This window comes from Shewanella oncorhynchi (genome assembly GCF_012584455.1).
GTDB lineage: Bacteria > Pseudomonadota > Gammaproteobacteria > Enterobacterales > Shewanellaceae > Shewanella > Shewanella oncorhynchi.
In genome coordinates, this window is record NZ_JABAEB010000005.1 from 111,976 (window position 1) to 133,488 (window position 21,513).

The window sequence follows — 21,513 nt, forward strand, 5'->3', positions numbered from 1 at the left end:
CGGCCTACTTCCTTATGGGTGAGTTATTCAGGTCACGCATCCACCATAGGCTTCTATTGCTTAATTAAAGCTGAACCAACCATGAAGACTTGTTCATCTTGCGCATGGGGCTCAGTGGTTTAAGGAAATAAAAATGGCGCCACCTGTAACAGTGAGCGCCATTGTTGGCCAGCTTATGCCGCTGAACAGTGATTTAAATTTGGCTTACCAAATTTTTACGCGTTTCTCTGGTGCGATATACATGGCATCGCCAGGTTTTACATCATATGTAGTGTAGAACTCAGGCATGTTAGATAGTGCACCCAGTGCGCGGAATTCCGCAGGTGAGTGTGGATCGGTCGCTACGCGGTTACGCATGGCTTCTTCTTTAGCTTTTGCGCGCCAAATTTGCGTGAAGCCGATGAAGAAACGTTGATCGCCCGTTAAGCCATCGATAACGGGTGCATCTTTACCGTTAAGGGATTTCTTATAAGCACGATAAGCGATAGTCACACCTGACAAGTCACCAATGTTTTCGCCTAAGGTTAAGCTGCCGTTGACATGCAGATCATCAAACACTGCGTAACCATCGTACTGTGCGATTAGCGCTTTGCCGCGAGCAGAGAACTCTTTCAAGTCTTGCTCTGTCCACCAATCACGCATATTGCCTTCGCCATCGAATTTAGCGCCTTGGTCGTCAAAACCGTGGCCCATTTCATGGCCGATTACCGCACCAATACCACCGTAGTTGACTGCATCGTCAGCTGCCAAATTGAAGAATGGTGGTTGCAGAATAGCTGCAGGGAACACGATTTCATTCATGGTTGGGTTGTAGTAAGCGTTAACCGTTTGTGGCGTCATGTGCCATTCGTCTTTATCGATTGGCGCGCCCAGTTTGGCTAATGATTTAGCATGTTCAACTTCGCTGGCACGCATAGCGTTACCGACTAAGTCGTCTGCCTTGATGGTCAGCTTACTGTAATCTTCCCATTTGTTCGGGTAACCGATTTTCGGGTTGAATTTTGCTAATTTATCCGCCGCAGCCACTTTAGTGCTGTCGCTCATCCAAGTTAATTCTTTGATGCTGTCGCCGTAAGCACCACGCAGGTTTTCTACCAGTGCTTGCATACGGTCTTTGGCTTCTGGAGTGAAGTGACGTTTGACATACACTTTACCCACAACTTCACCAAGAACGCCATTGACGGCTGCAACGCCACGCTTCCAACGAGGTTCTTGTTCTTCTTGACCATTTAAGGTTTTAGAGAAGAAAGCGAAGTTTTCATTGTCTAACGCTTCACTTAGATTGCTCGCCGCGTGCGTCAGCACTTGCCATTGCATATAGGTTTTCCAAGTGGCTAACTCAGTCGTTTTTAAAACTTCGTTTAATCCTTGGATATAGCTAGGTTGGTTAACTATGATATCGGTTTGCTTGTCAGCGCCAAGAGCGGCTAAGTAGCCTGCCCAATCGATATCCGGTGCCAGTGTTGGCAGATCTTTGACTTGATATAGATTGTAGGTCTTAGTGCTGTCGCGGTTTTCAACCACATCCCAATGCTTAGCTGCAATCGCCGTTTCTAAGGCTAAAATAGCTTCAGCACTGGCTTTAGGGTTAGCAAGACCCGCAAGGGTAAACATTTTTTCGATATGGGCGACATATGCCTTACGGATATTAACGAAGCGTTCTGATTCGTTAAAGTAGTAGTCTTTCTCTGGCAGGCTTAGGCCATATTGATAGAGATGAGTTGCGTAACGGCTAGAGTTTTTCGCATCAATATCGATATAAAATGCTATTGGGGTACCCGCGCCAGCGATTTGGCTGTGGGCGAAGTACTTCACTAATTCATTCTTATCTTTTAAGGCATTAATAGCATCAAATTCGCCTTGGATTGGTGTGACTCCCAGCTTATTGAGTGTCTCTGTATCCATAAATGAACGATATAAATCGGCCACTTTTTGCTCGTCTGTACCAGCGGCGAGATTGGGCGTTGCAGCCACTTCTTCGATAATAGCTTTTACGTCGTCACGTGATTTTTCACGTAAATCGTAGAAAGCGCCAATGCTAGTGCGATCGGATGGGATCTCAGTGTTTTTTAGCCAAGTGCCGTTAACGTATTTATAGAAATCGTCTTGTGGACGAATCGCTTTATCAAAATTAGCAAATTCAATTCCAGAACCTAGTGCTTGAGTCACTGCCGCTGCGGTGGCTGTTTTAGCAGTTTCAGGTGCTTTAACTTCGGCAGCCTTGTCATTACAGGCAGTCAGGCCTGCGATAAGTGAGGCACACAGTCCCCCAATGAGTACTTTTCTCATGTTGTTTCCTTCGAGTTTATTATTGTGCCCATTATTGGGGCTGTTATTTTGGCAAAATGGGATTGCTTCAGGCGCAATGAACTATGTTAATGCCTTACTAGGAATCGAAACAAGGTCATTACAGTGTTTATCGTGGATTTATCTTGAGTGATATGTAACTAAAGGTTACCAGTTAGCATATTTAAGTCAGTAGCTGTAAAGTTACCGTATGCAGGCCTTTTCAGGTAAGCGAGCACTTCGATTTCTCATTTTAAAATAGGGTTAATTCAGTTGCCTAATTTGTTTTGCAGGGTTGCATGCAACCACTGTTTTGGCAGCGACATTTTTAGTTACTACGGCGCCAGCACCGATGACGGCATCATCACCAATATTGATTCCTGGCATTATGATTGCGCCGCCGCCAATCCATACCCGTTTACCGATGTGAATCGCTTTAGCGGTTTCCAAACCTGAGCAACGTAGCTCGGCATCAAGTGGGTGACTTGAGGTATAAAACTGTACATTGGGACCAATCATAGTCTGTTCATCAATAAAAATGGGGGCATTATCCTGCAAGGTGACATTGACATTGATGAACACTCTGTCAGCAAGAGTGAGATTGATGCCATAACTGATAAAAATCGGCGTGGAGATAGTTGCAGCAGGCGATTTAAGGGGCAGAAGTTGTTGGCAGAGTTGGGCGTACTCAGTGCTATTTTGAGCAATTGTTTGATTTAATTGTCGATTCAGTCGCTGCTGTTGTGTTCTTAAACTTAAGAGTTCGCTGTCAAGACAATCATATTCTTGGCCTGTGATCATCTTTTGGAATTCAGTCATAGCATCTTTCCCTATGGTGATTACTGTCAATGCGTAAGGGCTCATATAGAAACACAGCTCGCGTTGAGCAGCAATTCTTTGCCCTTTGAACTGGTCGGCTTCATAATACGGCAGTTTTCTTTATTGAAGTTGAGTATTAACGTGCGTTTAGACAAATTTATCTGTGAGAGTACCTCACTGACTCGCTCATTAGCGAAAAAAGCCTTGCATCGCGGTGATATTACTTGTGATGGCTTAGTCGTTAAAGACTCGGGTTTTAAAGTGACTGAAGGTATGTGTGTTTGCCTTGAAGGCGAGCCGATTGTCTTAGTGGGCGAGCGTTATTTAATGCTTAACAAACCGGTAGACACTATTTGCTCGACGATAGATGAAACCTACCCTTCGGTATTGAGCTTAGTGGATGTGCCTAAGCCAGAAACTTTGCACATTGCTGGTCGTTTAGATGCTGACACTACAGGACTTGTGTTGATTACCAGTGATGGCCAATGGTCGCATAAGATCACCTCACCGAAGAAAGAATGTGGCAAACGTTATTTAGTGCAACTCGCTGAGCCTGTGGATGCTCGTTTGATTGCGGTATTTGCCGCTGGCGTTGAATTGCGCGGTGAAGATGGTCTAACTAAGCCGGCGTTACTGGAGATTATTGATCCACAATTAGTGCGATTAACTATCACCGAAGGTAAGTATCATCAAGTGAAGCGTATGTTTGCCGCTGTGGGCAATCATGTGCAAGGGTTGCATCGTGAAAGTGTAGGGCAAATTGAATTAGACCCCTCCTTAGCACTGGGTGAATGGCGATATTTGACGGCTGAAGAGATAGCTTCAGTCTGATGAGTTTGATATAAAAAATGCCGCTCGAGTTTTACTTTGGCGGCATTTTTATTTGTGCTAAATAGCTTTTATTACTGTTTCTTTAAAATCAGATGACCGCTGATGGTATTCATCTTCACGTTGGCTGCACCAGAGCCTGTTTGGAATGATAACTCTGTGCTTGGTACATATTTTTGTTTTTGCGGTACATCTTGGGTTAAACCGTTGTTGATTTTTCCACCAGGACCACCATCTAAGTTGAAGCTGGCATCGGGAACATCATTAAAGATCACGGTAATATCGCCACTCACACTTTCTAAATTCGCTTTGTTGAAGTTTTTAGCGAGTGACACTTGTGAATCTCCGCTGACGGTTCTGAGCTCGATTTCCTTGGTGACACTAAAGTTAGCATTCACTTCACCTGAGACTTGTTCAATCGTGACTTTTTCTGCCTGAGTGTGGCTTTTTAAGTCACCGCTAACGAGGCGATAATTCATTTCTCCTTTACTGTCAGTGTCCTGAATCGTGCCGGATACGGTTTCTAATTTGATTTTTCCATCAAGTGCTTTGGTCGTGATATCACCAGAGACTGTATGTAACTCAGGTTTACCACTTAAGTTGTTGGCGTTGATATTGCCGCTTACCGTATTCAAATCTAGTTCACCTTGAGTTTCGGCAACTTGCAGATTGGCAGATATGGTATCTGCACTGAGTTTAACCGTTTTTGGGACTTTAATGGTGAGCTGTGATCCTTTGTCATTATTGCCATTATAGTGGCGAGGCATCTTGTCTTCGATATTGAGACTATTTCCCTGTTGCTCAAACACAAAGCCTTCGCTCAATTCATCTAATGTGCCAGTGACACTCACTTCACTCTTATCCCATGTTTGAATGGTCACATCACCGCGTTGGACTTTGATCTGCAGTTGAGTGTCGCTGCTGACACTTAACTGTTTATCAACGCTTTGTGCTGCTAACACATTGCCCATTAAGCCTAAACAGAGTGTCGAAACCAATAGGCTAGCTTTAGTGAGATTGAGGTTACTCATAGGGTGTTTCCTTGTGTCGAGTTTCTAATGGGTAATTTTTGGCCCTGTTGTAATAGGTCGAGCTCACGCTGCTGCACCCAAAGCCACAGTTGCCAAAGTTGTTTATCGGTTGGATTCGCTTGTAAAGCTTGGTAAATCTGTGTTGCCGCGAGCCTTAGCTCAGTTAAACCTTGCTCAACGGGTGCGCTGAAGCTGCTCGTTTGCCACATTAGCGCATTTGGCGCCTGTTCTAGGTTGTCCACTTGCGCTTGGTGTGATGTTGCAATTTGGGTGAGTAATAAATGTAAGGCCGCATCCCCTGGTTGCTCTGGCATAGCTTGGTTCTGGGCAAGCTCTGTCTGCTGCATTATGAATGAGTTGAAATAGGGCAATTGGGTATATCCCAATGCCGCTAGAATAATAAACGAAGCCGCTATCGCCCAAGCGTGACTCTTCTGGGATTTGTACGTTTGGGGTATCAACGTTTTATCCATGCGTTTTTCAATGCCTTGCCACAGATCATGTGTAGGCGACATCTCTTTGGGCGCGCTATTGATCAATTGCTCAAGCTGTTGTTCACGGGAAAGCGGCGTTAACGTCATTACAGCATCTCCTGTAGTAGTTGCTTAGCTCTATGGTATTGGGTCTTGCTGGTACCGACGGCAATGCCGAGTAAGTCAGCGATTTCATCATGTTGATAACCTTCGATTGCACAGAGTACGAAAACCATGCGAGCGCGTTCTGGCAGTTTGAAAATTAACTTATCTAATCCGCTATAGCTGCTATCAGGGCTTAAGGGTTCAGTTTCTTGTTCCAGCGGAATAAATCGTGACCAAAAGGACTTTTGTTTACGAATGCTGCTCAATGCTTGATTGACACAAATACTGTGTAACCAAGTGGAAAACTGACTCTCACCTCGAAATTGTGGCAACTTCTGCCACACTAAAATAAAACACTCTTGGGTTATTTCTTCAGCCATAGCGCTATGGCCGCAAAGGCGCAGTGATAGGGCGTAAATACGTTGGTAATGGCTTTGATACAGCAACTTGAAGGCAGTTCTGTCTCCTTGGCTCGCTAAGGTGACCAGTTCAAAGTCAGACATTGAGCCATTGAGTGGGAGGATCCCTGCTGTCACTGTAATTTCCTGCCATAATGATTGAGTGTTGTAGTTTTGACGCAGTGGGCGCTACAAAAGGTTTGGAACCTTAAAAAATATATTTTATTTAGATTAATTATCCAGCGTAACATTTTTGTAATTTGTAGTAGAATTCGCCCGAAAAAGTACTGCTAAGCTAATGAAGTAATTCATTTTATATCAATTGATATTATGACACTTACATCTGCTTTGAGACGGTATATTTAACGTAATTAAAACGAAATACTTTGTTGTAACGGTAGGGTATCACCTTGAAGAACTAAGTTAAAAATAATGCGGTACTCACAGTATGGGAGCTTAAATCGACAAGCTATCAAAGTATTTGATGTGAACTTTTAATGTATTGCTATGTTTGCGCTGTTAAAGGCTTAATTTCCAGCTATCTTTTTAAGATAGATTATATATTCGGGGACTTTCTATGCTAATCCGCTCAAAGTTGTTACTCAGTGCTGCAGTGTCTATTTCGGCACTAATTGCCATGTTTGGATTACAACTCTATTCAAATTCGGTGAAATCGGAACTTTCTAACGCGGCTCAAAGTGTGCTTGATTTAGAGCGCGACGTCTTAATTTTGCGTAAAAATGAAAAGGACTTTTTCGCTCGCAAGGATTTGAAATATGTCGAGCTGCATAAGCAAAGCCACATGGCTATCGACAGTATTGTCCCTGAGTTAGAGAAAGTCTTTAAAGAATATGGGGTATCGACTGCCTCACTTGAAAGTTTTGACCGTAATTTAAATCAGTATCAAGCCGCTTTTTCTGAAGTGGTGCAGCTACAACAAGAGATTGGCTTAACACCTAAAACAGGTTTGTACGGTACGTTACGAGCTGCGGTGCATAACGTTGAAACGCTACTCAAGGAATTTGATCAGCCCGCACTCGAAGCCGCAATGCTGCAACTTAGGCGTAACGAAAAGGATTTTATGCTGCGTCGTGAGCTAAGTTATGTCGAAACCTTCGATACTAATATTGGTAAGTTTAATGACAAGCTTCGTGCCTCGAGTATCGATATTGATACTCAACGAAAAATTGAAGAGCTTATTACTCAATATCAAAAGGATTTCAAAAGCTTAATTAATAAAGAACAGCAGCTTGGTTTGACCGAAAATGACGGTACTATGGCGCGAGTTTTAGCTGCAAACCAGCAAACTGAGAGCAGTACGAGTGACTTGAAAAACTTAGCTCTTAAGGCCATTGATGATGCTGAGAGTAGTAGTGTTAATGTCGGTATTACTGTGTTTATCTTTATTGCGTTACTACTATCAATCATTACCTACTTGATTATCCGCAGTATTATCGCGCCTGTTGAGCGTATCACTCAGATCATTTCTCGCATTGAGGTGAGTAAAGATCTGACATTGAGGTGTGATGCTTCTACCCAAGATGAACTTGGTAAAATTGCACAGCATTTCAATAGCATGGTGAGTAGCTTCCAACAGCTGATTGAGCAAGTGATTGAGTCGGTCGCAACGATTAACACTTCCTGTAAACGTGTTTCAGAAAATGCCATGCTCGCCTCCGAAGGTGTGGGTCAACAACTTAATGAGACCGACATGGTCGCAACAGCAATCACTGAGATGGGCGCAACGATTGAGGAAATCGCTAAAACAACCGAATTAGCGGCATCAAAAGCGGGTCAGACCCACGATAATGCCCAAAGTGGTCAATTAGAGGTTGAGCAAACGATACATAAAATCCAGTCACTTGCTGAGCAGTTGAATAGCTCAGCAGCGGTCGTTAACGAATTGGAACGTGACAGCGAGACTATCGGTAGCGTGCTAGATGTGATCCGCGGCATTGCTGAGCAGACTAACCTTTTAGCCTTGAACGCCGCGATTGAAGCGGCGCGTGCGGGTGAGCAAGGCCGTGGTTTTGCTGTGGTTGCCGATGAAGTGCGTAACTTAGCGATGCGGACGCAATCGTCAACCCAAGAGATTGCTAACATCATTCAAACGCTGCAGACGCGTACCCGATCGATTGTGCAATTGATGGAATCTAGCCAAAAACAAGGCGTTGAAAGCGCTGAACAAGCGGCAAGTGCAGGCGCTTTATTGAAGCTTATCAATAACGACGTGCGTAATATTATGGACATGAGTACTCAAATTGCGGCGGCTATTGAAGAGCAAAGTATGGTGGCGGCCGAAGTGAACAAGAACGTGGTGGTGATCCGCGATATCGCTGAGGAGTCATCCCATGCGGCAGATGCAAATGCGTCCGCATCGGATGAGCTTAAGGCGCAGGCTGAGTTCTTATTCCGTGCGGTGAGTAATTTTAAAATCTAATGCGTAGAAGCCAGTTTACATCTGATGATCAGAAGCTGGCTTAAAAAATACACTAACAAAAACGCACTCCGAGGAGTGCGTTTTTATGTCTGAGTAATTAGCTCTGCAAGCTTAGTGATTCGTTAAAACAGCAAGCTGTGCATTGGAACCGCTCAGATTAGTCAGAACGTTCAGTAACAGAACTATTAGTGACGGAACATGGCAGAAATAGACTCTTCGTTGCTTACGCGACGAATTGCCTCAGCCAGTACCGCAGACATAGTTAACTGAGTTACTTTAGCCACTTTCAACATTTCTGGGCTTAAAGGAACAGTGTCAGTCACAATCACTTCATCAATCACTGAGTTAGCGATATTTTCAGCCGCTTTGCCAGAGAACACTGGGTGAGTTGCGTAAGCAAATACGCGGTTCGCACCATGTTCTTTTAAGGCTTCAGCCGCTTTACACAGAGTGCCGCCTGTGTCGATCATATCGTCAACGATAATGCAGTCACGACCTTGAACATCACCAATGATGTGCATAACTTGCGCAACGTTCGCTTGTGGGCGACGTTTATCAATGATCGCTAAATCAGAATCATCCAACAGTTTTGCTACTGCGCGAGCGCGAACAACACCACCGATGTCTGGAGAAACAACGACTGGATTATCTAAGTTCTTCGCTAACATATCCTCTAGTAGCACTGGGCTACCAAATACGTTATCAACAGGAACGTCGAAGAAACCTTGGATTTGCTCAGCGTGCAGGTCACAGGTCAGAACGCGGTCAACACCCACGCTAGACAGGAAATCGGCAACCACTTTTGCAGTAATAGGTACACGGGCGCTACGAACGCGACGGTCTTGACGAGCATAACCAAAGTAAGGAATAACAGCTGTGATACGGCCAGCAGATGCACGGCGTAGCGCGTCAACCATAACGATGAGTTCCATCAGGTTGTCGTTTGTCGGCGCACAAGTGGATTGGATGATGAACACATCGGCCCCACGTACATTTTCGTTAATTTGGACACTGATTTCACCATCGCTGAAACGACCAACCACTGCGTCTCCGAGTTTGCAAAATAGACGATCGGCTATCTTTTTAGCGAGACTGGGGGTGGCGTTCCCAGCAAAGAGCTTGATGTCGGGCACTGTATGAACCTCAGGCGTTTGCTTTATATTTTAGTGGCTAGAGTAACGACGATGTAGGGACGGGAGGAACCCGAGGCGTTATCGTTAAGTGGTTACTCTAGAAGAAAGTAGTTTAAGGGTGACTGAGTCGCGTGATGAGCGGCGAAAGATTCATCCCTTGTGCAACAAATCCTTGCATTTCAGACGGTAATTTCGCCAAGGCTGCGAGAGCTTGTTGCTTTTGTGTGAATTCCCCGAACACGCATGCGCCTGTTCCTGTCATTCTCGACGGCGCATATTCTAGCAGCCAGCCTAATGCCTTGGCAACTTGAGGGTATTTAGAAACGACTAGTTTTTGACAATCATTTGCCCAAGGTTGGTTCATTAAGGTATCTATGGCCAGTTTCGGGGTATCACGTGGTAAAAGTGGATCTTGGAATACTTCAGCGGTGGAAACATGGGCATCGGGTGCGATGATTAAGTACCAAGGCTCACTCGGATTTACCGCTTGTAAGCGTTCACCTACACCTTCGGCAAAAGCAGCGAAACCATGAATAAAAACAGGAATATCGGCTCCAAGTTTAAGGCCGATTTTAGCCAGTTCTTCGGTCGATAATTGTGTGTTCCATAACGTGTTCAGTGCCACTAAGGTGGTGGCAGCATCTGACGAGCCGCCACCTAAACCTCCGCCCATGGGTAGACGTTTATCCAACCAGATTTCGGCGCCGCCAGTAAAGCCTGTGGTTTGTTGTAATGATTTTGCGGCTCGCAGAATTAAGTTATCGCTATCGGCGACAACATTAGAGATATTGGAGTGCAAAATCAGTTCTGCGGTTTCAGTGACCTTAAAATCGAGCATGTCACAGTAATCAATAAACTGAAACAAGGTTTGCAGTTCATGATAACCATCTGCGCGGCGACCATTCACGTGTAAGAATAAGTTAAGCTTGGCTGGTGCTGGCCAATGGCGTGAAATTGCTGCGGGCATGCTAAGGTTTCTCTTCGAGTATGATTGCAGGCTTGCCGAGGGCTTGCCATTGATTCAATTGTAGTTTGAGTTGTAAGTCACCACGCTCAAGCTTTAATTGATGGGGCACGTTGGCGCCGCTCTGGGATTGCCAACTTAAAAATGTGACCTGCCAAGGCGGTGGGGTTTGAGTGTTCGTGAGCTGTTTGGGTTTGCCTTGGCTATCGCTTTCCAGTACTTGGTCATTCGGGCCAACTTGGCCGGTGATCCATAAAGGTAAATCGGCCAAGGGGATGGACCAACCGCTGACGCGCTCGAGTAAACGCTGGGCATTATCGTCGCGAAAATCTTTGCCATCGATATGTAAATGGGCAGAGTTTGGGGTTGAGTTAAGCGTCAACACAGTTGTGCCTAGCATTGTCGTGAGAGTGAGTTCATCGCGATCTTCACTGTGGCGCCAGTAGATATTGGCACTGAGTTTATCGTCGGGAGTTTTTATCGCTAGTTTTCCCTGTAATTCCCAAGCTTTGGCTTGGCGCGCATCATTGACTGTGATTGGGCTTAAGTCAGTCATCGGCGGCAAGGTTTCACACCCCGCCAGTAAGAGTAGGGCGCTTAAGGTAAAACAAGAGAAAATGGTTTTTGTGAGGCGCTTCAAATTATTCATCTATGACTGATATACCAAAGTCCTTATGATACGAGGGCTTGGAAAGAATACCAATGCCAAACGTAAAATTTCCATCGGCGGTCACTTAGATTTGCTCCCTTGGGACAAATTTTGCCTTACCTATTATTGATAGAAAATTTAGGTAAGAAGTTAGACCTTTATTCGGTTTTGTTAAGCGTATTCTGTTTTTAGTTGGGCCAATTCAGTAGAATGCCCTTATTAAGAGAGTCGCCAAGAATCTAGAAAGAGTCAGATGAGCCTTGTAGCAATCGGTATTAACCATAAAACAGCCACGGTAGACCTGCGTGAGAAAGTAGCCTTCTCTCCGGACAAAATTCATGACGCTATGAAGAGTCTGGCCAGTCGTACACGCTCGGGTGAAGCCGTTATTGTCTCGACCTGTAATCGCACTGAGTTGTATTGCAACAACGGCGATGAGGCCGACATTATTGCGTGGCTTGAAGAATATCACGGCCTAGATCATGAGGATGTAGCACCTTGTCTCTATAACTATCACGGTCAAGATGCCGTAAGGCATTTGATGCGCGTAGCCTCTGGGCTCGATTCTTTGATCCTTGGTGAGCCGCAGATTCTCGGTCAAGTAAAGCAAGCGTTCGTTAAGGCCAAAGAGGCTGGTACGGTTGCGCTAACCATAGATAGACTCTTTCAGAATACTTTTTCAGTCGCTAAGAAAGTCCGCACTGACACTGAAATTGGCGCCGCCGCAGTTTCAGTGGCATTTGCCGCGGTAAGCATGGCGAAACATATTTTCTCATCGATATCGACCACTAAAGTACTGTTGATTGGCGCAGGTGAAACCATAGAACTGGTTGCGAAGCATCTTAAAGACAACGGCGTGGCTTCAATGGTCGTAGCAAATCGGACGTTAGAACGTGCCCAAGGCATGTGCGAGGAGTTTGGCGCAACAGCAATTACACTGGCGCAGATACCAGATTATCTCCCAAAAGCCGATATCGTGATATCCTCTACCGCCAGCCCTCTGCCTATCCTAGGTAAAGGCATGGTCGAAAAAGCGCTAAAGCAGCGTCGCCATCAACCTATGTTATTGGTTGATATAGCAGTTCCCCGGGATATTGAGCCGGAAGTCGCCGATTTGGATGACGCGTTTCTGTATACAGTGGACGACCTGCATAGCATTATTGAACAGAATATGGCTTCTCGAAAAGAAGCCGCCGAGCAAGCTGAAGTAATTACTGAAGAACAATCTTTCCTATTTATGGATTGGATCCGTTCTTTAGAGTCGGTCGACAGTATTCGCGAGTATCGCAGCCAGAGCATGGCGGTAAAAGATGAGTTAGTGGAACGCGCCTTGAATAAATTAGCTCAGGGCTCAGACACTGAGCAGGTATTGATTGAACTAGCCAATCGCCTGACCAACAAACTTATCCACGCACCGACACAGGCCCTCACGGCAGCGAGTCGTCAGGGCGATTTGAATACTCTCGGTCAGTTAAGATCAGCGCTTGGATTAGATAAAAACTAAGGTTAGCGAGTTAAATGAAGGAATCCGTTATCCGCAAGCTGGAAGGCTTGCTCGAGCGCAATGAAGAAGTCATGGCTTTGCTGGGTGATGCTAGCGTCATTTCTGATCAAGACAGGTTTCGTGCGTTATCGAAAGAATACGCCCAGTTAGAAGACGTTGTTGCTGGCTTTAAAGCCTATCAGCAAGCGCAGGCCGATCTCGATTCTGCCAAAGAAATGCTGGAAGAAGACGATGCTGAAATGCGTGAAATGGCGCAGGAAGAGATGAAAGCCGCTAAGGCCAAACTCGAGCAGCTCGAAGACGAATTGCAAATTCTATTATTGCCAAAAGATCCTGACGACGATAAAAATGCCTTCGTTGAGATCCGCGCTGGTGCAGGCGGTGACGAAGCGGCTATTTTTGCCGGTGATTTATTCCGCATGTACAGCCGTTATGCTGAAGCGAATCGCTGGCAGATCGAAATCATGAGCTGTAACGAAGGTGAACATGGTGGCTTTAAAGAAGTGATCATGAAGGTCAGCGGTGACGGCGTATACGGCAAACTTAAGTTTGAATCCGGCGGCCACCGTGTACAGCGTGTGCCAGAAACCGAATCCCAAGGACGTGTGCATACTTCAGCGGTTACTGTTGTGGTACTCCACGAAGTACCTGAAGCTGAAGCGATTTCAATCAATCCAGCCGATCTGAAAGTTGATACCTACCGTTCATCGGGCGCGGGTGGTCAGCACGTTAACAAAACTGACTCAGCTATTCGAATCACCCATATTCCTACCGGGATCGTGGTGGAATGCCAAGATCAACGTTCGCAACACAAGAACCGTGCCCAAGCCATGAGTGTACTGGCCGCACGTATTCAAGCTGTTGAAGACGAAAAACGCCGTAGCGCTGAAGAATCGACCCGTCGTAGTCTGGTTGCCAGTGGCGATCGCTCCGAACGTGTACGTACTTATAACTTCCCGCAAGGCCGCGTGAGCGAACACCGTATCAACTTGACCTTATATCGATTGAACGAAGTGATGGAAGGCGATCTCGATGCGATTTTATTGCCTTTGATGCAAGAGCATCAAGCCGATCAGTTAGCCGCACTGGCTGACGAGCAGGGGTAATTTTGTCAGATCAATCTAGCATAGCCGAAGCCCTGCAATGGGCTTATGTGCAGTTAGCATCAACCTCTGAATCCGCTCATCTGGATGCAGAGGTTTTGTTGTTATATTGCCTCAATAAAAGCCGCAGCTATTTGTATACTTGGCCTGAAAAATCCCTAACGATTGAACAGTGGAAACGCTTCCAGCAAATGGTACAGAAACGCCAAAAAGGCGTACCTGTGGCACATATTGTCGGTGAGCGCGAATTTTGGTCGTTGCCTTTTATCGTCAACGACACCACTTTGATACCACGTCCTGATACTGAAATTCTGGTTGAAACCGCCTTGAACATGCCGCTTTCCACCTACGCCAAAGTGCTCGATTTAGGCACTGGCACTGGGGCAATTGCGCTGGCGTTGGCCTCTGAGCGTGAGTCATGGCAAATCACCGCGGTCGATAAAGTCGATGATGCCGTGGCTTTGGCTATCGCGAACCGCGAGAACTTAAAGCTGCCACAGGTCGAAATTCTCCAGAGTGACTGGTTCAGTGCCGTAAAGTCGCGGGACTTTGATTTAATCGTTTCAAATCCGCCCTATATTGATGAAGCTGACGAACACTTGCACCAAGGTGATGTGCGTTTCGAGCCCCAAAGCGCGTTAACCGCCGCCGAGGAAGGCTTTGCCGATCTTTACTATATTGCCAACACAGCTCGAGATTACTTAAAGCCTAACGGCTATATCCTGCTCGAACATGGTTTTGAGCAGGCTGTGAAACTCAGAGCTAAGCTTATCGAACTGGGCTACGAGAATGTCGCCACAGTGCGAGACTTTGGCAGTAATGACAGATGCACTATGGGTAAATGGGCGGAGTAATAACTCTGCTTTAAGTGAAGATATTTACCTAGTTATGCCGATTTATCGAACGCCATTGGTTATTGCCAATGGCGTTTTTGTCTTCTAGAGGGCGACCTTAAGTTGGTGTAAGGTGAAGATCCCAAACCTTAAACATCACAACACTTTTACCATAAAGAATTTACTGCCGGTTTCTGGGTAGGCTTGTTGTATCCACTGCACGCGATAGTCGTGGCGCTCATAAAAGGGCTTAGCTTGAAAATCTAAGGTATCGAGTAGGGCAAATTGGCAGCCGCGTTCTTTTGCTTGGCTTTCTGCGGCTAATAATAAGTGCGTGCCTATACTTTGGTGTCTTAAAGAATCATCGACCCACAGATAATCGATTAACAACCAATTGCCGAAGGTTTTGCCGCTTATTCCCGCTAACAGTTTACCTTCGGTATCTTGTAATTTGAGGCCGAGATTTTTACGGCTAAGCCCCTGCCATTGGACTTGGTTGAACTCGACAATTTTTTGTTTTATAGCGTCGGCGAACTCGGTTGATTCATCGTTAATTAAGCTTAAATTCATCGTCACTTCTCGTTTGATTTTTTATGATGTTAGCTCTGAATATCTAGGCTGATAGGCATTGGTATGCCGCCAAGGATTAGGGTAAACTAGCGCCTTTGTCACTGGCCATAAGTATCGTAATGGAAACTTTTTACAGTCTATATCCTGCGGTTAAACATCTGCATTTTACCTTTATCGCGTTGAGCGTGTTACTGCTTACCGTGCGCTTTGTCCTGCATCTGCGCCAATCGGCTCTGATGGAGAAGAAGCTGCTCAAGATAGCGCCCCATGTTATCGACACTTTCCTACTGCTGTCGGGCTTAACTTTGTGTTTTATGATCCAGCAATTTCCTTTTGTGGATCCTTGGATGACCGAAAAAATCGGTGCTGTAGTTGCTTACATTGTCCTAGGCGCCATTGCCATAAAAGCGAACAGAAACAAATTGTTCAAAGTGTTTGCTTACTTAGGCGCGATAGGTTGGTTGGTTTATGCTGCTAAATTGGCTCATTTTAAACAAGCGGTATTATTGGGTTAATGGGTAACTACACTCTGCAAGATGGCATTTCATTGCCCGAGTCGGCATTGGATGTAGGTGCGCACCTTGGATTTTCTAAACTTGAAGCCGCTAAATGGGCTTGGTTTGAAATGGCGGGAGCCGTATTAACTCATTACTTGGTTGATCAACAACAGCGTTTTAATGCGCTGTTGCATTGGTTTTACGAGGATTTAGGTTTTTGTGTTCGTGAGAACTACTTCAGTACAGAGGCGGCAGATTTAGGTACTTGCTTAATTAGTCGCCAAGGTAATAGTACTACGCTGGCGACGGTATTGATGTTGCTTGCGAAGCAGTTAGATCTTGAATTCGAACCCATATTGCTACCTGGCAATACGGTGTTGCGTTGTAAGATTGGCGGTGAAGTGAGTTATTTGGATCCTTTAACGGGCAAGGAACTCACCCGTCACCAGTTGCACGTGTTAGTGCGCGGCGAGTTAGGTAATGCTGCTGAGCTTAAGGCAAGTTACTTAAAGCCTGCAACGGTGAAAAAACTGCTGACGCGTATGCTGCATGAGCTTAAGGCGGGTTGCATAGTGTCGCATCAATTTGAGGCAGCGATGGAGTGTTGCAGTCTGCTGTTGCAATGGCATGTTGACGATGTACATTTGAATCGTGAGCGGGCATTTATTGCACAGCAGTTGGGTTGTATTAATGTGGCCGCCGCCGATCTGCAGCATTTTGTTGATAATAGTCCTCACGATCCCGTGATCGAGATAGTGAAGATGCAGCTCAAAGAATTAAACGAACACGCCGAGGTTTATCACTAAAGCAGAGCCTTTCGGGGCTCTTCTTATTTATTCAACTTTTATTAACGAATTCAATCCGCAAAAATAATAACACTGGGCAGATGGAAGTTTGACCCAGGGACTTAAAAGTTAAGTCTCTAATAAAAATAATAACTGTATCAACAGGGAGAAATTAGCATGACAAGCACGGCTTTAGTGACGAACGATGCCACGGCGTTAGGAATACTCGCGACAATTCTAGGTTTTGTATTTTATACCAGTAGCAGTAGTCATCCTTTTTGGCAGAAGTTTTATCGTTTTATTCCCGCCCTTTTATTGTGCTATTTCTTGCCATCGTTATTGAATACCTTTGGGGTAATCGATGGTAATACCTCACAACTGTATTTTGTGGCATCCCGTTATTTGCTGCCAGCTTGTTTAGTCTTATTGATTTTAAGCGTTGATTTAAAAGCTATTTTAAGTTTAGGGCCGAAAGCTTTGATCATGTTTTTAACTGGCACTGTCGGTATCGTTATCGGCGGCCCTATCGCCTTGTTGCTGGTGTCGGTTATTGAACCTTCTTTAATTGGGGTCGATGGCCCCGATGCGGTATGGCGTGGTATGACGACCTTAGCGGGGAGCTGGATTGGTGGCGGTGCAAACCAAGCTGCAATGAAAGAAATTTATGATGTGGGCGGTAATATTTTCTCTGTGATGGTGACAGTCGATGTGATAGTCGCCAATATTTGGATGGCAGTGCTGCTGTTCCTAGCCTCAAAAGCGAAAGAGATCGATGCTAAAACCGGTGCGGATACTTCTGCAATTGAAGCGTTAAAAGATAAAGTTGAAAAGTATCATGCTGAAAATGCGCGTATTCCTAATCTGCGCGATCTTATGCTGATTGTCGCTGTAGGCTTTGGTATCACAGGTATTGCTCATATCGCCGCTGATTTTCTGGGGCCATTTTTTGAAGTGAACTATCCTTGGACCGCAGATTACAGTTTAACCTCTAAATTCTTCTGGCTAGTGGTGATAGTCACAACGATTGGTTTGGCGATGTCATTCAGCCCAGTGCGTCATTTAGAGGCGGCGGGGGCATCAAAAGTGGCTTCAGCCTTCCTTTACATCTTAGTTGCGACCATTGGTCTACATATGGATGTGAGTAAGGTGCTCGATACGCCATTGTACTTTTTAATTGGTATTGTGTGGATGATCGTTCACGCAAGCTTTATGTTACTGGTGGCTAAGCTGATTAAAGCCCCGTTATTTTATATGGCCGTAGGCAGCCAAGCGAATGTGGGTGGCGCTGCGTCAGCCCCTGTAGTTGCGGCGGCATTTCACCCCGCTTTAGCACCCGTGGGCGTACTGTTAGCCGTATTAGGTTATGCGTTAGGAACCTATATGGCATGGATTTGTGGTCAAATTTTACAGTTAGTTGCGGTATAACCGCCTTAGCTCCTATTCACCGCTGGGAAAGGTTCCAGCATTTTAGAGAGAAGTTGCGATGAGTAATAAAATCATAAACCTAGGTTCAATCGAGATTGCCAACGATAAACCTTTCGTGTTGTTTGGTGGCATGAACGTGCTTGAGTCTCGCGATCTCGCTATGTCGATTGCTGAAACCTACGCCGAAGTGACTCAAAAGCTGGGGATCCCTTATATATTTAAGGCGTCTTTTGATAAGGCGAATCGTTCTTCGATTAACTCTTACCGCGGTCCAGGTATGGAGGAAGGCTTAAAGATTTTTGAAGAGATTAAAAAGACCTTTAATTTACCTTTGATCACCGACGTGCATGAAGTGCATCAGTGTGCGCCAGTGGCAGAAGTAGTTGATATTATTCAGTTACCTGCATTTCTAGCCCGCCAGACAGATTTGGTTGTCGCGATGGCAAAAACTGGCGCTATCATCAATGTGAAAAAGCCACAGTTTTTAGCACCACATGAAATGCGCCATATCATCACTAAGTTTAACGAAGCGGGTAATGACGAGATCATCCTGTGTGAACGTGGTTCAAGCTTTGGATATAACAACTTAGTCGTTGATATGTTGGGTATGGACGAGATGAAGCAATCTGGCTATCCGGTGATTTTCGATGCGACCCATGCGCTGCAACGCCCTGGTGGTCGTGCAGATTCAGCGGGTGGACGTCGCGCACAGGCAACCGAGTTAGCGCGCAGTGGTATGGCGCTGGGTTTAGCGGGTCTATTTATTGAGGCGCACCCCGATCCTGATAACGCTAAGTGTGATGGCCCATGTGCGCTGCCTTTACATCAGTTAGAAAATTATCTGAAGCAAATGAAAGCGATCGACGATTTGGTGAAATCCTTCGAGCCAATCGATACCAGTAAGTAATCTCAAGCTAAGACTTAATGAATTAGTGACTTAATCCCAAAGCCTCGACTCGTTCGGGGCTTTTGTTTTTCAGTTGAGGAATGTGATTGGTATAGCCCCGTAGCTATCTGAAACATTAATGTTTTATGATGGGCTTTGCCTAACAATCTTGTTTTTATAGCCGACCAGATTCTTTACGGAATACCTTTATGTGGATCTTACTCACTTTGCTGGCGGCATTTATGCAGGCTTGGCGTAATGCGTTTCAAAGCCAGCTGAGTAAAGAAGTGAGTGTTGCGGGCGTGACCTTAGCGCGTTTTATTTGGGCTGGGCCGATTGCCGCCGTGTATCTGGCGAGCTTATATCTTTGGCAGGATGTCGGAATCCCCGATTTTAGCGACCGTTTTATCGGTTTTATTCTCGGAGCATCGGCGATGCAAATCCTCGCGACGGGCTTGATGGTGAAATTGTTCAAGCAACAGAACTTTGCCGTTGGTGCCGGGCTAGCCAAGAGTGAAGCTGTGGTCGCGGCAGTGTTAGGCACAGTGTTTTTTGGGACGCATTTATCCCTTTTAGGTTGGTCGGGAGTGTTGTTGGGTGGTGTGGCAATTTTTCTCATTAGTGCCAAACAAGGCCTGCGAAGTCTGTCGCTCAATACGGTATTGATTGGTTTAGCCTGTGGTACTTCGTTTGCGCTGACATCGCTTTGGGTACGAGAAGCGAGTTTATGTTTGAATATTGGTTTCCCCCATAGCGCAGCTTGGGTGTTGCTATTTGTGATAGGCCTACAAACTTTGCTGTTAGTCAGTTATTTGTTGCTTAAGGATGAATTTACGCTGATAGCATTATGGCAACGACCTAAGTTGACTTTACTGACAAGCATCGCCAGTTGTTTAGGTTCTATCGGTTGGTTTAGTGCTATGTCGTTGCAGGCTGTGCCCTATGTTAAAACTTTAGGTCAAGTTGAAGTTTTCTTTATGATCTTGATTGCCACCTTTTGGCTGAAGGAAAAAGTAAAGATAAAAGATATGCTAGGGTTAGTCTTGATCGCTATCGCCGCTATTTTGGTGATGTGGGAATAGACTAAATTAATAGAAGGTGTGATGGTTTTTTAGACTAAAATAGAACTCGATTCAGTGTGTTTATATCAAGCAAACATTCGCTGAGATACAAATATACACACGTCTTGCTCCATAGATTTTGATACCATTTTTAACCGAGCGCTGTGCGAGTTAAGGATATATGCGAAAAAAGTTAGCAAAATTAAATCTGTCATTATGGCAATGGCTGGCAGTCATATTGTTTCCAATTGGAATTGCTGCTGTCGCAAGTTATCTTTCTGCACAGTATTTTGTTGAAGATAAAGTCAAAGGTGTGGGGGCTATTTATGTGAGTCATATTGATACTTTGGTGTCCCATGCTAATGAAATCAGCCATTATGCATTGGCATTGAAGGATTCTGAGTGTCAAGAGTTATACAACTATATGTTGTTCCAACCCTACTTTCGCTCGGCTTTAATATATGATTCACAACATGTTTATTGCTCTTCTAAAACCGGTGATATTGATACTCCCCTGAGCATTGTTAGTGCTACCGAAAATCTTGAAATATCTAACCAGTTTATTATTACGGGCACGCCTTTTATGCCTGAGGTGCCCGCGATAGTGTCATCTAAATGGGACCCTAAATCTAAACACGGTGCTGCTGTCATTATTGAAGGACAATATTTATTAGATTCCTTTGTACAGCCCGATGTGTTTCCTAGCGCAGTTATCAATGTCGCTTTATCCATCAATGGTAAAACGATTCCTGAATCACTCGAGTTTATCAAAAATGAGGTAATGACTTTAGATTCTGAGGATCATCGTTTTTCGGTGTTACTAGAAATGTCACCTGCTTTTTTTAGGCATTTTTTTTGGATATTTTTTGCTATCTCATTACCCTTTAGTATTATTTTGATTACGGGTTCTATCTTGTTTGTGCTCTATTCACGGTTATCTCGTCACTCCCTTGCTGATGATATTCGTAGCGGGATAGAGAACGAAGAGTTCTTTTTGGTTTATCAACCTGTGATCTGTGCTGAGGACGGTAAGGCCAAAGGAGTCGAGGCATTAGTGCGTTGGCAGCACCCACAAATGGGCTTAGTACGGCCTGATTTGTTTATTCCTATCGCCGAAGAGAGCAAGTTGATTGTTCCATTGACCAATTATATCTTCGAAAAGGCATTAAAAGATTTTGCTAATATGAGGGTTGAATCGGGCTTTAGAGTCGCGTTCAACGTGGCGCCAGAGCATTTCACCCAAGATGATATCGAGTCGAAATTTATTCATCTGCGGGATTCTTTGGATCGTATTGGCGTTAAGCCTTTAATCGAAATCACCGAACGGCAATTATTAACGCCGGATATTTGCCAGCGCATTGAAAGCTTACGCCAGTTGGGGATTTTAGTGGCTATCGATGACTTTGGTACTGGGCAAACAACCTTATCTTTGTTACAAACCATGCCATTGGATTACTTGAAAATCGACAAATGCTTCATCGATACCATAGGGCAGGACTCTGTGACTTCCCACGTGCTCGATACCATTATCGAGCTCTCCCACAAGATGAATTATGTGGTGGTGGCTGAAGGGGTTGAAACGCAGGAGCAGGCGGACTATTTGACCAGTCGCCAAGTCCATTTTTTACAAGGTTATCTCTTTGCTAAGCCGATGAAGCTGGCGGATTTAAAGTTATGGTTAGTCGAACATTTCAAAAAGTAGCATCATGATGTAAGTCAGCCA

General features: G+C 45.0%; 20 protein-coding genes. 11 read left to right on the forward strand and 9 right to left on the reverse strand.

The annotated features are described in order from the left end of the window. Positions 1-204: 204 nt before the first annotated feature. Entirely contained in the window at positions 205-2,289 is a 2,085-nt protein-coding gene (locus HGO26_RS09260) for a M13 family metallopeptidase (protein ID WP_168824750.1), read from the reverse strand. A 261-nt stretch (positions 2,290-2,550) separates the two neighbouring features. Next, positions 2,551-3,105: a sugar O-acetyltransferase gene (locus tag HGO26_RS09265; RefSeq protein WP_168824752.1), complete on the reverse strand. Its 555-nt coding sequence runs from the start codon at positions 3,103-3,105 to the stop codon at positions 2,551-2,553. 78 nt (positions 3,106-3,183) lie between these two features. Between HGO26_RS09265 and rsuA the strand changes: the two genes are divergently transcribed. Continuing rightward, the gene (gene rsuA / locus HGO26_RS09270; protein WP_168824754.1) at positions 3,184-3,936 is read left to right on the forward strand and encodes a 16S rRNA pseudouridine(516) synthase RsuA; all 753 of its coding nucleotides are present in this window, start codon (positions 3,184-3,186) and stop codon (positions 3,934-3,936) included. A 71-nt stretch (positions 3,937-4,007) separates the two neighbouring features. Here rsuA and HGO26_RS09275 read toward each other — a convergent pair whose 3' ends face one another. Genes HGO26_RS09275 through HGO26_RS09285 form a run of 3 tightly spaced genes read right to left on the reverse strand, consistent with a single transcriptional unit; the run spans position 4,008 to position 6,078 of the window. Next, positions 4,008-4,964 (reverse strand): DUF4097 family beta strand repeat-containing protein, encoded by a 957-nt coding sequence (locus HGO26_RS09275; protein WP_168824756.1) that lies wholly within the window; start codon positions 4,962-4,964, stop codon positions 4,008-4,010. Continuing rightward, on the reverse strand, positions 4,961-5,545 hold the full coding sequence (locus HGO26_RS09280) for an anti-sigma factor (protein ID WP_113939048.1): 585 nt from the start codon (positions 5,543-5,545) through the stop codon (positions 4,961-4,963). Before HGO26_RS09280 ends, HGO26_RS09275 begins: the two co-directional genes overlap by 4 nt. Then, entirely contained in the window at positions 5,545-6,078 is a 534-nt protein-coding gene (locus HGO26_RS09285) for a sigma-70 family RNA polymerase sigma factor (protein ID WP_168824758.1), read from the reverse strand. The genes HGO26_RS09280 and HGO26_RS09285 overlap by 1 nt, the downstream gene beginning before the upstream one ends. A gap of 439 nt (positions 6,079-6,517) precedes the next feature. On the opposite strand from HGO26_RS09285, the gene HGO26_RS09290 reads away from it, so the two are divergent. Continuing rightward, the gene (locus HGO26_RS09290; protein ID WP_168824760.1) at positions 6,518-8,380 is read left to right on the forward strand and encodes a methyl-accepting chemotaxis protein; all 1,863 of its coding nucleotides are present in this window, start codon (positions 6,518-6,520) and stop codon (positions 8,378-8,380) included. Between the two features lie 185 nt (positions 8,381-8,565). Here HGO26_RS09290 and HGO26_RS09295 read toward each other — a convergent pair whose 3' ends face one another. The 3 genes from HGO26_RS09295 to lolB form a co-directional block, all read right to left on the reverse strand. Further along, a complete protein-coding gene (locus HGO26_RS09295; RefSeq protein WP_006080255.1) occupies positions 8,566-9,513 on the reverse strand; it encodes a ribose-phosphate pyrophosphokinase in 948 nt (315 codons plus the stop codon). A 112-nt stretch (positions 9,514-9,625) separates the two neighbouring features. Beyond that, positions 9,626-10,480: a 4-(cytidine 5'-diphospho)-2-C-methyl-D-erythritol kinase gene (gene ispE, locus HGO26_RS09300; RefSeq protein WP_028761676.1), complete on the reverse strand. Its 855-nt coding sequence runs from the start codon at positions 10,478-10,480 to the stop codon at positions 9,626-9,628. A 1-nt stretch (position 10,481) separates the two neighbouring features. Further along, positions 10,482-11,126, reverse strand: a complete 645-nt coding sequence (gene lolB, locus HGO26_RS09305; RefSeq protein WP_168824762.1) for a lipoprotein insertase outer membrane protein LolB — start codon at positions 11,124-11,126, stop codon at positions 10,482-10,484. 253 nt (positions 11,127-11,379) lie between these two features. Here lolB and hemA point away from each other — a divergent pair, with 253 nt between their 5' ends. The 3 genes from hemA to prmC are packed head-to-tail and all read left to right on the forward strand — an operon-like array spanning position 11,380 to position 14,587. After that, complete coding sequence (gene hemA / locus HGO26_RS09310; RefSeq protein WP_028761678.1) at positions 11,380-12,630, forward strand: glutamyl-tRNA reductase; 1,251 nt, start codon at positions 11,380-11,382, stop codon at positions 12,628-12,630. Between the two features lie 14 nt (positions 12,631-12,644). Then, the gene (gene prfA / locus HGO26_RS09315; protein ID WP_131523734.1) at positions 12,645-13,736 is read left to right on the forward strand and encodes a peptide chain release factor 1; all 1,092 of its coding nucleotides are present in this window, start codon (positions 12,645-12,647) and stop codon (positions 13,734-13,736) included. A gap of 2 nt (positions 13,737-13,738) precedes the next feature. Further along, the gene (gene prmC / locus HGO26_RS09320) at positions 13,739-14,587 is read left to right on the forward strand and encodes a peptide chain release factor N(5)-glutamine methyltransferase (RefSeq protein WP_168824763.1); all 849 of its coding nucleotides are present in this window, start codon (positions 13,739-13,741) and stop codon (positions 14,585-14,587) included. A 135-nt stretch (positions 14,588-14,722) separates the two neighbouring features. Here the strand turns inward: prmC and HGO26_RS09325 are convergent, their stop codons facing one another. Next, positions 14,723-15,136: a GNAT family N-acetyltransferase gene (locus HGO26_RS09325; protein WP_168824765.1), complete on the reverse strand. Its 414-nt coding sequence runs from the start codon at positions 15,134-15,136 to the stop codon at positions 14,723-14,725. Positions 15,137-15,255: 119 nt separating this feature from the next. On the opposite strand from HGO26_RS09325, the gene HGO26_RS09330 reads away from it, so the two are divergent. From HGO26_RS09330 to HGO26_RS09355, 6 genes are all read left to right on the forward strand, one after another. Further along, complete coding sequence (locus HGO26_RS09330; protein WP_006080263.1) at positions 15,256-15,651, forward strand: SirB2 family protein; 396 nt, start codon at positions 15,256-15,258, stop codon at positions 15,649-15,651. After that, the gene (locus tag HGO26_RS09335) at positions 15,651-16,439 is read left to right on the forward strand and encodes a SirB1 family protein (RefSeq protein WP_168824767.1); all 789 of its coding nucleotides are present in this window, start codon (positions 15,651-15,653) and stop codon (positions 16,437-16,439) included. Before HGO26_RS09330 ends, HGO26_RS09335 begins: the two co-directional genes overlap by 1 nt. A 156-nt stretch (positions 16,440-16,595) precedes the next feature. Further along, on the forward strand, positions 16,596-17,843 hold the full coding sequence (locus HGO26_RS09340) for a DUF819 family protein (RefSeq protein WP_105250145.1): 1,248 nt from the start codon (positions 16,596-16,598) through the stop codon (positions 17,841-17,843). 58 nt (positions 17,844-17,901) lie between these two features. Continuing rightward, positions 17,902-18,750: a 3-deoxy-8-phosphooctulonate synthase gene (kdsA, locus tag HGO26_RS09345; protein WP_105250144.1), complete on the forward strand. Its 849-nt coding sequence runs from the start codon at positions 17,902-17,904 to the stop codon at positions 18,748-18,750. Between the two features lie 188 nt (positions 18,751-18,938). Then, complete coding sequence (locus HGO26_RS09350) at positions 18,939-19,811, forward strand: DMT family transporter (protein WP_168824769.1); 873 nt, start codon at positions 18,939-18,941, stop codon at positions 19,809-19,811. A 160-nt stretch (positions 19,812-19,971) separates the two neighbouring features. Beyond that, on the forward strand, positions 19,972-21,492 hold the full coding sequence (locus tag HGO26_RS09355) for an EAL domain-containing protein (protein WP_168824771.1): 1,521 nt from the start codon (positions 19,972-19,974) through the stop codon (positions 21,490-21,492). Positions 21,493-21,513: the final 21 nt, after the last annotated feature.